This window comes from Methylobacterium sp. FW306-05-D, from assembly GCF_058782155.1.
In genome coordinates this window covers 10,993-22,470 of sequence record NZ_JBYSXL010000032.1, presented here as the reverse complement: position 1 = coordinate 22,470, position 11,478 = coordinate 10,993, and the positions used below count along the sequence as shown (strand labels likewise).

11 protein-coding genes are annotated in these 11,478 nt (G+C 71.1%); 5 read left to right on the top strand and 6 right to left on the bottom strand.

The window, feature by feature from the left end:
* The first annotated feature begins 11 nt into the window (after nt 1-11).
* A complete protein-coding gene (locus AC3WLN_RS12855) occupies nt 12-536 on the top strand; it encodes a cupin domain-containing protein (RefSeq protein WP_492481726.1) in 525 nt (174 codons plus the stop codon).
* A gap of 19 nt (nt 537-555) precedes the next feature.
* A complete protein-coding gene (locus AC3WLN_RS12850; RefSeq protein WP_492481724.1) occupies nt 556-1,518 on the top strand; it encodes an aliphatic sulfonate ABC transporter substrate-binding protein in 963 nt (320 codons plus the stop codon).
* A gap of 58 nt (nt 1,519-1,576) precedes the next feature.
* On the opposite strand, the gene AC3WLN_RS12845 is transcribed toward AC3WLN_RS12850, so the two are convergent.
* Nucleotides 1,577-2,323: a glucose 1-dehydrogenase gene (locus AC3WLN_RS12845; RefSeq protein ID WP_492481722.1), complete on the bottom strand. Its 747-nt coding sequence runs from the start codon at nt 2,321-2,323 to the stop codon at nt 1,577-1,579.
* Between the two features lie 107 nt (nt 2,324-2,430).
* On the opposite strand from AC3WLN_RS12845, the gene AC3WLN_RS12840 reads away from it, so the two are divergent.
* Nucleotides 2,431-2,796: an ArsR/SmtB family transcription factor gene (locus AC3WLN_RS12840; RefSeq protein ID WP_492481720.1), complete on the top strand. Its 366-nt coding sequence runs from the start codon at nt 2,431-2,433 to the stop codon at nt 2,794-2,796.
* 203 nt (nt 2,797-2,999) lie between these two features.
* Here AC3WLN_RS12840 and dsdA read toward each other — a convergent pair whose 3' ends face one another.
* Entirely contained in the window at nt 3,000-4,259 is a 1,260-nt protein-coding gene (gene dsdA, locus AC3WLN_RS12835; RefSeq protein WP_492481718.1) for a D-serine ammonia-lyase, read from the bottom strand.
* Nucleotides 4,260-4,729: 470 nt separating this feature from the next.
* Entirely contained in the window at nt 4,730-5,194 is a 465-nt protein-coding gene (locus AC3WLN_RS12830; protein WP_055953482.1) for an Lrp/AsnC family transcriptional regulator, read from the bottom strand.
* Between the two features lie 153 nt (nt 5,195-5,347).
* Here AC3WLN_RS12830 and AC3WLN_RS12825 point away from each other — a divergent pair, with 153 nt between their 5' ends.
* Nucleotides 5,348-6,358, top strand: a complete 1,011-nt coding sequence (locus AC3WLN_RS12825; protein WP_492481716.1) for a 1-aminocyclopropane-1-carboxylate deaminase — start codon at nt 5,348-5,350, stop codon at nt 6,356-6,358.
* 145 nt (nt 6,359-6,503) lie between these two features.
* Nucleotides 6,504-7,928, top strand: a complete 1,425-nt coding sequence (locus tag AC3WLN_RS12820) for an FAD-binding oxidoreductase (RefSeq protein WP_492481714.1) — start codon at nt 6,504-6,506, stop codon at nt 7,926-7,928.
* A gap of 7 nt (nt 7,929-7,935) precedes the next feature.
* Here the strand turns inward: AC3WLN_RS12820 and AC3WLN_RS12815 are convergent, their stop codons facing one another.
* The 3 genes from AC3WLN_RS12815 to AC3WLN_RS12805 are packed head-to-tail and all read right to left on the bottom strand — an operon-like array spanning nt 7,936 to nt 11,345.
* Nucleotides 7,936-8,985 (bottom strand): sensor histidine kinase, encoded by a 1,050-nt coding sequence (locus tag AC3WLN_RS12815; protein ID WP_492481712.1) that lies wholly within the window; start codon nt 8,983-8,985, stop codon nt 7,936-7,938.
* Between the two features lie 13 nt (nt 8,986-8,998).
* Entirely contained in the window at nt 8,999-9,412 is a 414-nt protein-coding gene (locus tag AC3WLN_RS12810; protein WP_463780484.1) for a response regulator, read from the bottom strand.
* A gap of 34 nt (nt 9,413-9,446) precedes the next feature.
* Nucleotides 9,447-11,345, bottom strand: coding sequence for an MHYT domain-containing protein (locus AC3WLN_RS12805; RefSeq protein WP_492481773.1), 1,899 nt, complete (start codon nt 11,343-11,345; stop codon nt 9,447-9,449).
* Nucleotides 11,346-11,478: the final 133 nt, after the last annotated feature.

Genomic DNA, 11,478 nt, shown 5'->3' with positions numbered 1-11,478 from the left:
AGAGGCGATCCATGCACGGCGACCACGATCATCCCCACGACCATGACCACAACGACCACGGACACGCCCACGAGGCGGCCGAGCGCTGGAAGCACGACGGCGTGCGGGTGATCCCCGGCGACAGGCTCGACGCCAACACGGCCCAGACGCCGGGCATGTTCCGGCAGGCGGCGATCAACCATGCCCGGGTCGGCGCCCAGAAGATCTGGGCCGGCACCGTGGCGATCGCCCCCGACGCCAAGACCGGCGTCCATCACCACGGCGCCCTGGAGAGCGTGATCTACGTGGTCTCGGGCCGCGCCCGGATGCGCTGGGGCGACCGGCTCGAATACGTGGCCGAGGCCGGCCCCGGCGACTTCATCTTCGTGCCGCCCTACGTGCCGCACCAGGAGATCAACGCCGACCCGGACCAGCCCCTGAACTGCGTCCTGGTGCGCTCCGACAACGAGGCGGTGGTGGTCAACATCACCGACGTCGAGCCCGTCGAGCGGCCCGAGACCGTCCACTGGGTCGACCCGATCCACAAGCATCCCTGACGAGACGAGACCCCGATCCATGATCCATCGCCGCCACGCCCTGCGCGCCGCCGCCGGCTTGAGCCTCCTCGCCCTCGCCCCCGGCGCCGGCCGGGCGGCCGAGGGGGCCAGGCTCCGCATCGGCTTCCAGAAATCCTCGACGCTGATCGCCCTCCTCAAGGAGGACGCCGCCCTGGAGAAGGCCCTGGCGCCGCTCGCCGTCACCGTCTCGTGGCACGAGTTCACCAGCGGCCTGCCGATCATGGAGGCGCTCAATGCCGGGCAGATCGACGTCTCGGCGGATGTCGCCGACACCGTGCCGATCTTCGCCCAGGCCGCCCAGGCGCGGATCGCCTACATCGCCGAGGAGGCCCCCTCGCCGACCGCGCAGGCGATCCTGGTCGCCGCCGATTCGCCGATCCGGTCGGTGGCCGACCTCAAGGGCCGCAAGGTCGCGGTGACCAAGGGGGCCGGCAGCCACTACCTGCTGCTGGCCGCCCTGGCGGCGGAGAAGCTCCCCTTCAAGGCGATCAACCCGGCCTACCTGACGCCGGCGGACGGGCGCGCGGCTCTGGCCAGCGGCAGCGCCGAGGCCTGGGTCGCCTGGGACCCGTTCCTGTCGGCGGCCGAACAGCAGACCGGCGCCCGTATCCTCCGGGACGGCACCGGCCTGTCCCAGTACAAGCGCTACTACCTCGCCGGCGCCGACTACGCGACGCAGCGCGCCGACGTGCTCGCGCTCCTGTTCGGCAAGCTGCGCGAGACCGGGACCTGGGTGAAGGCAAACCCGGAGGCCGCCGCCGCCCGCCTTGGCGCCCTCTGGAAGCTCGACCCCGCCATCGTCGCCCAAGCGAACGCCCGGCGCAGCTACCGGGTCGAGGCGGTGACCCGCGCGGGGCTGTCCGAGCAGCAGACCATCGCGGACGCCTTCCGCGCCGAGGGCCTGCTCCCGCGCGCCGTCGACGCCGGGGCCCTGCCGATCTGGGTGCCGCCGGGCCTCTGACCGGGCCGGCTCCGGCCTCGGACACCCCGTCGGGGCATCCGGGGTCGGACCGGGCGGCTCAGCGGAGGCCGCCGCTGGCGGTGATGTTCTCGCCGGTGAGCCAGCGCGCGTCGTCCGAGGCCAGGAAGGCGACCACGTCGGCGATGTCGCCCGGGTGTCCGGCGCGCCCGAGCGGCGTCTGGGCGATGAGCCCGGTCTCCATCTCCGAGCCGGCCACGCCGGCGCTGTGCGTGCCCTCGGTCGTCACGTAGCCCGGGCTGACCGTGTTGACGCGGATGCGGCGCGGGGCGAGCTCGTTGGCCAGTACCCCGGAGATCGCGTTCACGGCGCCCTTGGTCCCGCTATAGACCGCGGCGGCCGGCGTGCTGACATGGGTGATGGCCGAGGAGATGTTGACGATGCTCCCGCCCTCCCCGAGGTGCTTGGCCGCCGCCTGGGAGGCGAGCAGGACGCCGAGCACGTTGACGTCGAAGAGCCGGCGGTAATGCGCCTCCGTGATCTCCTCGATCGCGGCGAATTCGTAGACGCCGGAATTGTTGACCAGCACGTCGAGCCGGCCGAACCGCGAGACCGCCGCCTCGATCAGGGCCTGCGCCTCCGCGGCCTTGGAGACGTCCGCCCGGACCGCGATCGCCCGGCCCCCTTCGGCGGTGATCGCCGAGACCACCGCGTCCGCCCCCGCCTGGCTCGAGGCGTAGTTGACCACCACCGCCGCGCCGTCCCGCGCCAGCGCCCGGGCGATGCCCGCGCCGATGCCCTTCGATGCGCCCGTGACGACGGCGACCTTGCCCTGTAGCTTCGACATCTGTGCAGCCTTTCGGTATGGGCCGGCGCCGCAGCGGCACCTCGGCTCCCATAGTTCTGAAGTTCGGAACTTCCGAAGTGCGGATCAAGGCCCCATATGTCGAAAACATGAGACCGCTGTTCCATCCGGCCCCCGAGGACCTGCAGACGCGTGCGATCCTGCACGCGCTGGCCGACCCGGATCGGGCCGCGATCTTCGCCAACATCATGCGCGCGGGCTGCGTCGAGGCCTGCTCCGCGCTCTCGGCGGTGGGCGACCGGGTGATCCCGAAATCCTCCCTCTCCAACCACTTCAAGGTGCTGCGCGAGGCCGGGCTGATCCGCAGCGAGCGCCACGGCGTCGAGATGCGCAATCACTCGCGCTGGGACGAGGTGGAAGCCCGCTTCCCGGGCCTGCTGCCGTCGATCCTGAACGCCTACGCGGCCGAGTGTCCGCGGGCGGAGCCGCCCCTGCCTGCCTCCGATCTCGACTAGCTGCAGGCGTTCCGATCGCCGACAGATCCGCACCGACATTCCGGGGCCCCGAAGACGAGCCCGGACCCGCAGGGGCGCGCCAGCGGCGTGCCATCCGGAAACGCCGACGGCGTCAGGTTCGGTACACCCTGCGGCCCCGGGATGACGGGGTGCTGTAGGCGGAGGGCACGGGGGTGATGGACCTGCCCCCCGGCCGCCCCCCCTCACGCCGCCGCGAGCGCCTTCTGGAACTCCGCCTCGGGCAGCAAGGCCCCGCCGGTGGTCCACACCACCTGGGTGGCGCCGCGCCAGTCCGGCCGGGCCGCCAGGGTCGGAGCGACCGCCGCGAAGGCCGCCGCCGCCGAGGGTTCGAGGCGCAGGGCCGCCCGTTGCCAGAGGTCGCGCACCCCGGCGAAGAGCGCGGAATCCGCCACCGTGACGACGGCCTCGACGAGGGGCCCGACGGTGCCGGCGACGAGGAGCGAGGCGCTCGACACCGCGAGGCCGTCGGCGGCGGTGCGGTTGTCGAGGCCGATGTCGTAGACGCTGACCGGCCGGTCGAGCCCGGCGGCGAGCTGCACCAGCATGCAGGGCGCGGCGACCGGCTCGACGAAGACGCAGTGCACCGCATCGCCGAACAGGAGCTTCAGCCCCAGGGTGACGCCCCCCGGCGCGCCGCCGACCCCGCAGGGCAGGTAGACCACCAGGGGCTGCCCGGCATCGACCCGGATGCCGGCCGCCGCCAGCTGGCGCTGCAGGTCGAAGGCCGCGGCGGCGTAGCCGAGGAAGAGGTCCACCGAGCTCTCGTCGTCGACGAAATGCGCATCCGCCCGGCCCGCGAAGGCGTCCCGGGCCGCCGCGACCGCGCTGCCGTAATCGCCGGCATGCTCCACCACCCGGGCGCCGATGTCGCGCAGCCGCTGCTTCTTCCAGGCCTTGGCGTCGTGGGACATGTGGACCTCGACCCGAAAGCCGAGGGCGCGCGCCATCACGCCGACGCTGAAGCCGAGATTGCCGGTGCTGCCCACCGCCACGGTGAAGGCGCCGAAGGCGGCCCGGATCTCCGGCTCGGCCAGGCGCGCATAGGACTCGCCCGCCTGCAGCCAGCCCTGGGCCAGGGCGAGCCGCTCGGCGGTGACCAGCACCTCGTAGACGCCGCCGCGCGCCTTGATGCAGCCCGTCACCGGCAAGTCGTGGTCGGCTTTGACGCGGACCGCCGGCCCGGCGCCGCCGCAGACATGGGCGGCGACGTCCGGCGCCAGCGCCAGCAGGGGCGAATCGATCCGCCCGGTCTCGAGTTCGGGAAACAGGGCCTTCAGCAGCGGATCGAACCGGCGCCAGCGGGCCTCCGCCGCGCGGATTTCGGCGAGGCCGAAGGCAAGGCCGGGCAGGATCTCGGCGGCCGGGCGGCTCCCGGGGTTGCGCCACACCGTCGGACGCCCCGCGCGCACGGCCTCCGGAATTCCCTGCGGCTGATCGGACATGGGCGTGACCCTTTATTCCTCGGCTGATCGGGCGGATGTCCCGCGTCTGCGGGACCGCCCTCTTCGCATATCTCGCGGACCGCGCGAGTCCCCTCTCCGTCCGGGTGAGAAAGCCGTGTCGGGTCTCGCGCGGGTGGCCTCGTCGGACCGGAGATAGGCTGGCCGGCGCCGCCGCGCCGGGATGACGCGGTGGTGCAAGTCGCGGGCGCGGGGCCGGCGGAGCCGCCCCCGCCTCTCACCCCTCCCGAAAACTCCACCCCGTCATTCCGGGGCGCCGCAGGCGAGCCCGGATCCGAAGGGGCGCGCCAGCGACGTGCAATCCAGAGCCGCCGACCGCGTAAGGGCTTGCCCGGCCTGCGGACCTGGAAGCCGGGCTCCGCTGCGCGGCCCCGGGATGACGGGGAGCTCCGGGCGGAGGGCGGGAGAGTCCGTTCCCCCGGGGCACGGGAGCGCCGGATCGACCATCCCTCTCAGATGTCCAGCGGCGCATTGTCCACCACCTCCTTCATCACGAAGAAGGTCCGGGTCTGGCGGACCCCCGGCAGGGCGATCAGCGTCGCGCTGTGGAGGCGGTTGAAATCCGCCATGTCGGAGACGCGGATCTTGAGGAAGTAGTCGAAATCGCCGGCCACGAGATGGCAGTCGAGCACCATCGGCATGGCGCGCGCGGCGGCCTCGAAGGCGGCGAAGCTCTCCGGCGTCGAGCGGTCGAGCACCACCCCGACCATCACCAGCGAGCCGCGCCCGACCTTCTCGGGCGCGATCTGCGCCCGCACGCCCCGGACGTAGCCCTCGTCGAACAGGCGCTGGATGCGCCGGTGGCAGGTGGCCGCGCTGGTGTTCACCCGCTTGGCGATCTCAGCATTGCCCATGCGCCCGTCCGCCTGGAGCAGGCGCAGGATCTTGAGATCCATGCGGTCCAGCCCAGCGTCCATGAAAGATCCTTTCGTTTGGGGTGGTAAAAACGCAACGACGATGCGCCGGAGGCAGCTTCGGGGCCGACATCGCAAAATTCGAGCCTCGATTTCGAGAGCACCTTTCGCGAAGCGTTTGCTAGTTTTTCGGGACGACCACGAAGGACCCCGCCCATGCTGTCGAAATTCGAGCGCTATCCCCTCACCTTCGGCCCGACCCCGATCGAGCACCTGCCCCGCCTGACCGCGCATCTGGGCGGCGACGTGCTGATCTACGCCAAGCGCGAGGACTGCAATTCCGGCCTGGCCTATGGCGGCAACAAGCTGCGCAAGCTCGAATACATCGTGCCCGACGCCATCGCGAGCGGGGCCGACACCCTGGTGACCATCGGCGGCGTCCAGTCCAACCACACCCGCATGGTGGCGGCGGTGGCGGCCAAGATCGGCATGAAGTGCCGGCTGATCCAGGAGGCCTGGGTGCCGCATGAGGACGCCGTCTACGACCGCGTCGGCAACATCATGCTGTCCCGCATCATGGGCGCCGAGACCCAGCTCGTGGACGACGGCTTCGACATCGGCATCCGCGAGAGCTGGACCAAGGCCATCGCGGACGTGAAGGCCCGGGGCGGTAAGCCCTACGCGATCCCGGCCGGCGCCTCGGTGCACAAGTTCGGCGGCCTCGGCTTCGTGGGCTTCGCGGAAGAAGTCCGCGCCCAGGAGGCCGAGATGGGCCTGCACTTCGACTACATCGTGGTCTGCACCGTGACCGGCTCGACCCATGCGGGCATGGTGGTGGGCTTCGCCGCCGACGGGCGCGCCCGCAACGTCATCGGCATTGACGCCTCCTGCACCCCGGCCCAGACCAAGGCGCAGGTGCTGGAGATCGCCCGCAACACCGCCGCGCTCATCGGCGCCCCGGCCATCACCGCCGACGACATCGTGCTCAACGAGGACTACGCCTACCCGGTCTACGGCATGCCCTCGAAGGAGACCGTCGAGGCCATCCGCCTCTCGGCCCGCCTGGAGGGCATGATCACCGACCCCGTTTACGAGGGGAAGTCGATGCAGGGCATGATCGACCTCGTGCAGAAGGGCTTCTTCCCCAAGGGCTCGAAGGTGCTCTACGCCCATCTCGGCGGCGCCCCGGCGCTCAACGGCTACAGCTATACCTTCCGCAACGGCTGAGTTGCCGGGCTCGTCCGGGGGCTGACACGTCTCCTCCCGTTGAAAGGCGAGCGCTTTCCTTCGGGGCGGCCGCGCGACATGGTTCGACCCCGAAGGCCGAACCTGTGCGCGGCCAGCCACGAAGCGCCCTGCCGGAAGAGCCCCCATGCCGGAATCCCTCTCGGACCGCGACGCCCTCGCCCCGTTCGAGGCCCTGCTCGGCCCCGGCGGGGTCCTCGCCGACCCCGCCCTGACGGGGCGCTACACCCGGGACCAGCGCGACCTGATGCAGGGCGAGACCCCCGCCGTGCTGCGCCCGCGCAGCGTCGCGGAGGTCCAGGGCCTCGTCGGGCTCGCCCGGACCCACGGCTTCGGCCTCGTGCCCCAGGGCGGCAACACGGGCTATGTCGGCGGGGCGACGCCGGAGCCCGGCCGGCGCCAGCTCGTGGTCAGCCTGGAGCGGATGACCCGCATCCGCGCCGTCGACCCCCTGAACTTCACCCTCTCCTGCGATGCCGGGACCATCCTGGCCGACGCCCAGGCGGCGGCCGAGGCGGACGGGCTGTTCCTGCCGCTGAGCCTCGGCTCCGAAGGCAGCTGCCGCCTCGGCGGCAACCTCGGCACCAATGCGGGCGGCCTCCAGGTGCTGCGCTACGGCATGGCCCGCGACCTCGTCCTCGGCCTGGAGGTGGTGCTGCCGGACGGGTCGCTGTTCTCCGACATGCGGACCCTGCGCAAGAACAACATCGGCTACGACCTGAAGCAGCTCTTCATCGGCGCCGAGGGCACGCTCGGCATCATCACCGGGGTGGTGCTCAAGCTCTGGCCGGCCCAGGGCCAGCGGGCGACCGCCTGGCTCGAACTCGCCGAAGGAGCGCCGATCCCCGAGATGGCCGCGCTGGTGCGCCGGGAGACCTCCGACCTCGCCTCGACCTTCGAGCTGATCTCGGCCTCCTCCCTCGGCCTCGTCACCGCGATGCGCGGCGCCGAGACCGGGCTGAAGGCAGGCCCCGGCGGGGCGGTGCTCCTCGAACTCACCGCCTCCTCCGACCGCATCCCCCTCGACGACGTCCTGCTGGGCTGCCTCGAAGCCCTGATGGAACGGGGCTGGGTCGTCGACGCGGTGCTCGCCCAGTCCGAGACCCAGCGCCGCGCCTTCTGGGCGGTGCGCGAAACGATTCCCGAGGGGGAGAAGCATGCCGGCGGATCGGTCAAGCACGATATCGCCGTGCCGATCTCCCGCCTGACCGATTTCCTCGACCGCGGCGCCGCCCTGCTGGCCGAGCGCCTGCCGGACGTCCGCCTCTCGGTCTACGGCCATGTCGGCGACGGCAACCTGCACTACAATCTCGTCGTCCCGCCGGGGCGCGACCGGCTGGCCTTCACGCGCGAGATCGAGGCGGGTTTCGCGCACGACCTCTACGCGATCGCGCTGGAATACGGGGGCGGATACAGCGCGGAATACGGCATCGGCCGCTTCAAGCGCGACCTGCTCGAACGCTACGCCGATCCGGCCCGCCTGCGCCTGATCGAGGCCGTCAAGCGCAGCCTCGACCCCGACGGGATCATGAATGCCGGCGCACTGGTCTGAGGAAATCTCAGTCCTGGAAGGAGAGCGTCGCCCGGGTCCCGACCGGACCGCCGTCGTAGATCAGGGCCGAGCGCAGGTTCGCCGCCATCGCCCGGATGATGCGCGAGCCGAGGCCGGTGCCCCGCGGCTCGCCCTCGCCGGTCCAGCCGATGCCGTCATCCTCCACCGTCAGGGTCAGGCCATCGGCGCCGCAGCGGGCGACGGAGACCCGGATTTCCCCAGGTATCTCAGGGGGATAGGCGTATTTGTAGGCGTTGGTCACGAGCTCGGTGACGACCACGCCGACCGAGACCGCCTTGTCGGTGGCGAGCCGGACCGGCGCCGCGTCGAGGCGGATGGCGTGGTCGCGCCCGGCCGCCTTCATGGCCGCCTGGAGCTCCTCCACGAGGCTCGCCAGGTAGGCGTCGAGGTCCACCGCCTCGACGTCGTCGGAGGTGTAGAGCCGGCGGTGGATGCCCGCGATCGCCGAGATCCGCGCCTGCATCTCCCGGAGCGCGGCCTTCGCGGCCGGGTCCGCGACCGCGTTGGTCTGCATGTGCGCCAGCGCCGCCACCAGCGCCAGCGAATTGGCGACGCGGTGATTCACCTCCCGCAGCATGATCTCCGCCCGGTCGCGCGCCTCCCGTACCGCCTGCTCGGCCCGCTCCTTGTCCCGCCGCAATGCCTCCTGCCGCAGGGCGGTATCGACGGCCTCCCCGAGGAGCTCGCGGAACTGGCCCTGGAGGTCCTTCCAGACGTAGTCCACGGCCCCCGCCTTGAGCGCCGCCACCGCCACGCGGCTGTCCTCCGAGCCGGTGACGTAGACCACCGGGGGTGCCTCCGGCAGCGCGCGGATGGCGGGCAGGATGTCGAGGCCGGTCTGACCCGGCATGTGATGATCGAGGGCCACGACGTCGATGCCGCCCTGCCCCAGGCGCACGAGTCCGGCATCGCCGTCGAGGGCGAGTTCCACGACGTAGCCGCGCGCCGCGAGGGCGCGCTGCACGAGCCGCCCCAGGCCGGGGTCGTCGTCGATGTAGAGGACGCGACCGCGGCCTGGAGGCTCGGGTCCGGTCATGAGCGTGCGGGCTTCATGGGTTTTCCGGCACCTGCATGACCGAGAAGAACAGCCCGAGCTGGCGGATCGCGTTGGCGAACCCCTCATAATTCACGGGCTTGGTGATGTAGACGTTCGCGCCGAGATCGTAGCAGCGCTGGATCTCGCGCTGGTCGTCCGTGGTGGTGAGGACCACGACCGGCGAGCGCTTGGTGTGGGGGTTCGCCTTCACCTTCTCGAGAATGTCGATGCCGGTCATGTCCGGCAGGTTGAGGTCGAGGAGGATGAGCAGATGCCGCTTGGCGCTGGCCTCGCCGGTTCCATCGGCGCCGAGGAGGTATTCAAGGGCCGACGTCCCGTCCCGGAAGGGCAGGATGACGTTGTTCACGCCCGCACGGCGGATGTTGCGCTCGATCAGGCGGGCATGGCCCTCATCGTCCTCGATCATGACGATTTCGACGGCGTTCACGCTGGCCGGAACCTTATTCTGCGGCGAGCCGCACCGGCGGCCCGTCCTGTCCAAGACTGGACGACGCAAGACCTGTAGCGGTCTCGCGCGGCAGCGTCACGCCGAAGGTTGTCCCGACCCCCAGTTCCGATGCGACGTCGATCCGGCCACCGAGGGAGCGCACCAGCGCCTTGACGTGGGCGAGCCCGATTCCCTCGCCCGGTTTGTCCTGGGCGCCCGAACGGCGGAAGAGTTCGAAGACCCGGGCATGGTCGCGTGGGGCGATGCCGCGCCCGTTGTCGGCGACGCTGAAGCGGACCCGGCGCCCGCCGACGGCGTCGGCGCGGATTTCGATCCGGCCGGGGCGGGCGGGGTCGAGGTACTTCACCGCGTTGTCGATCAGGTTCCCGAAGATCTGCTCGAGGGCGAGCCGATCCGCCTTGATCGTCGGAAGGCCGGGCGCGACGAGCACCTGGGCGCCCGCCTGCTCGGTCTGGTGGCGCTGGGCGTCGGCGATCCGGTTCAGGAGCGCCGTCATATCGATCGGCTCTGGCGAGAAGGTGCGCCGCCCCTCCCGCGACAGCTTCAGGATGGCGGCGATCAGGCTCTCCATCCGGGTCACGGCCGCCTTGATGAAGCCGAGAGCCTCGCCGAGATCGGCGTCGATCCGTTCGGCCTGCGGATGCTGACCGAGAGCCGCGCGGACGTCCTCGCGGGTCGCCTCCAACTCGCTGGTGAAGCCCATGACATTCACCAGCGGCGCGCGCAGGTCGTGGCTGACGATATAGGCGTAGCGCTGGATCTCCTCGTTGGATTCGCGCAGCTCGGCCTCCGCGAGGCGCTGCTCGGTGATGTCGGTGTGCACGCCCACCCATTCCTGGATCACGCCGAGGGCATCCATCACCGGCACCGCCCGGATCGCATAGTGGCGCCAGCTTCCGTCCGCCGAGCGCACCCGGTGTTCGTGGACGAAAGTCCGGCGCTCCCGCACCGTCTCGTTCCAGGCCTCGATGCTCGCCTGCTTGTCATCCGGGTGTACGGCCTCGGCCCAGCCGTAGCCCTCGTAGGCGGCGCGGGCCTGGCCCGTGATCGCGGACCAGCCGGGCTGCTCGCCGAGCATTCGTCCTTCGGCATCGTTCGTCCAGAGCACCCCGCGCACGGCCTGGATCGCGGCGCGGAAGCGCGCCTCGCTGGCGCGCAGGTCGGTCTGGACCCGCTGCTGGTCGAAAGAAGACGCCAGCATCGCCAGGAAAAGGATCAGGAAGGTCGCCCCCGAGACTGCGAGCGCGAGGTTCTGCTGAGCGTGGCTGAGAACCGCCACATGGGCCGCCTGGGCCACCGCCTCTTCGGCCGTGAAGGTCGCGGCCGCCATGCCGGTGTAGTGCATGCCCGCCACCGCGATGCCCATGACGACGGCCGCGATGAGCTTTTGCCAGACGCTGTTCTGCCGGAAGGTAAGCCAGAGTGCGGTGGTCGCGGCGGTGACGGCGATCAGGATGGAGAGCGCTACCACCGGCCAGTGATAGGCGAGGTTGCCCGGCACCCGCATGGCCGCCATCCCGGTATAGTGCATCGCTGCGACACCGAGCCCCATCACGGGACCGGCCACCAGAAGGTCGCGCTTCGTCGCGCTTCGATGGCGGATCCAGGCGAAGGCCGCGCCCGTGAAGATGACCGCGAGGGCCAGAGACAGCAGGGTGGTGGGCAGGTCGTAGGAAGCCGGCATCCCCATCTCGAAGGCCAGCATACCCACGAAGTGCATCGACCAGATGCCCCCACCCATCGCGACCGCCGCGCCCGCGATCCAGCCCCAGCCCCGCCTCGACCCCGTACCGCCGACGCGGCCTCCGAGGTCCAGGGCTGTGTAGGACGCGAACACCGCGATGGAGATGGACAGGGCGACGAGCGCTGGATTGTAGCCGGTGTGGACCATCGTCGGGTGCGGGGGACCGTTCTGCAAAGGAAGACGCGACCCTAGCCGGTCCCTCTACGGAGAGCCATCGGCGGCCAGAGCCCGAAGGCACCCGTCCGGTGCCGCGCTGCACTACCGCCGGGCGCCTGCATGC

Excerpts from the sequence above, each read along its gene's own strand:
- AC3WLN_RS12830 (WP_055953482.1), bottom strand. The coding sequence starts at position 5,194 with ATGGACGCTGGGCTGGACCGCATGGATCTCAAGATCCTGCGCCTGCTC.
- AC3WLN_RS12810 (WP_463780484.1), bottom strand. The coding sequence starts at position 9,412 with ATGATCGAGGACGATGAGGGCCATGCCCGCCTGATCGAGCGCAACATC.
- AC3WLN_RS12820 (WP_492481714.1), top strand. The coding sequence starts at position 6,504 with ATGCCGGAATCCCTCTCGGACCGCGACGCCCTCGCCCCGTTCGAGGCC.
- AC3WLN_RS12850 (WP_492481724.1), top strand. The coding sequence starts at position 556 with ATGATCCATCGCCGCCACGCCCTGCGCGCCGCCGCCGGCTTGAGCCTC.
- AC3WLN_RS12815 (WP_492481712.1), bottom strand. The coding sequence starts at position 8,985 with ATGACCGGACCCGAGCCTCCAGGCCGCGGTCGCGTCCTCTACATCGAC.
- AC3WLN_RS12805 (WP_492481773.1), bottom strand. The coding sequence starts at position 11,345 with ATGGTCCACACCGGCTACAATCCAGCGCTCGTCGCCCTGTCCATCTCC.
- dsdA (WP_492481718.1), bottom strand. The coding sequence starts at position 4,259 with ATGTCCGATCAGCCGCAGGGAATTCCGGAGGCCGTGCGCGCGGGGCGT.
- AC3WLN_RS12855 (WP_492481726.1), top strand. The coding sequence starts at position 12 with ATGCACGGCGACCACGATCATCCCCACGACCATGACCACAACGACCAC.
- AC3WLN_RS12840 (WP_492481720.1), top strand. The coding sequence starts at position 2,431 with ATGAGACCGCTGTTCCATCCGGCCCCCGAGGACCTGCAGACGCGTGCG.
- AC3WLN_RS12845 (WP_492481722.1), bottom strand. The coding sequence starts at position 2,323 with ATGTCGAAGCTACAGGGCAAGGTCGCCGTCGTCACGGGCGCATCGAAG.
- AC3WLN_RS12825 (WP_492481716.1), top strand. The coding sequence starts at position 5,348 with ATGCTGTCGAAATTCGAGCGCTATCCCCTCACCTTCGGCCCGACCCCG.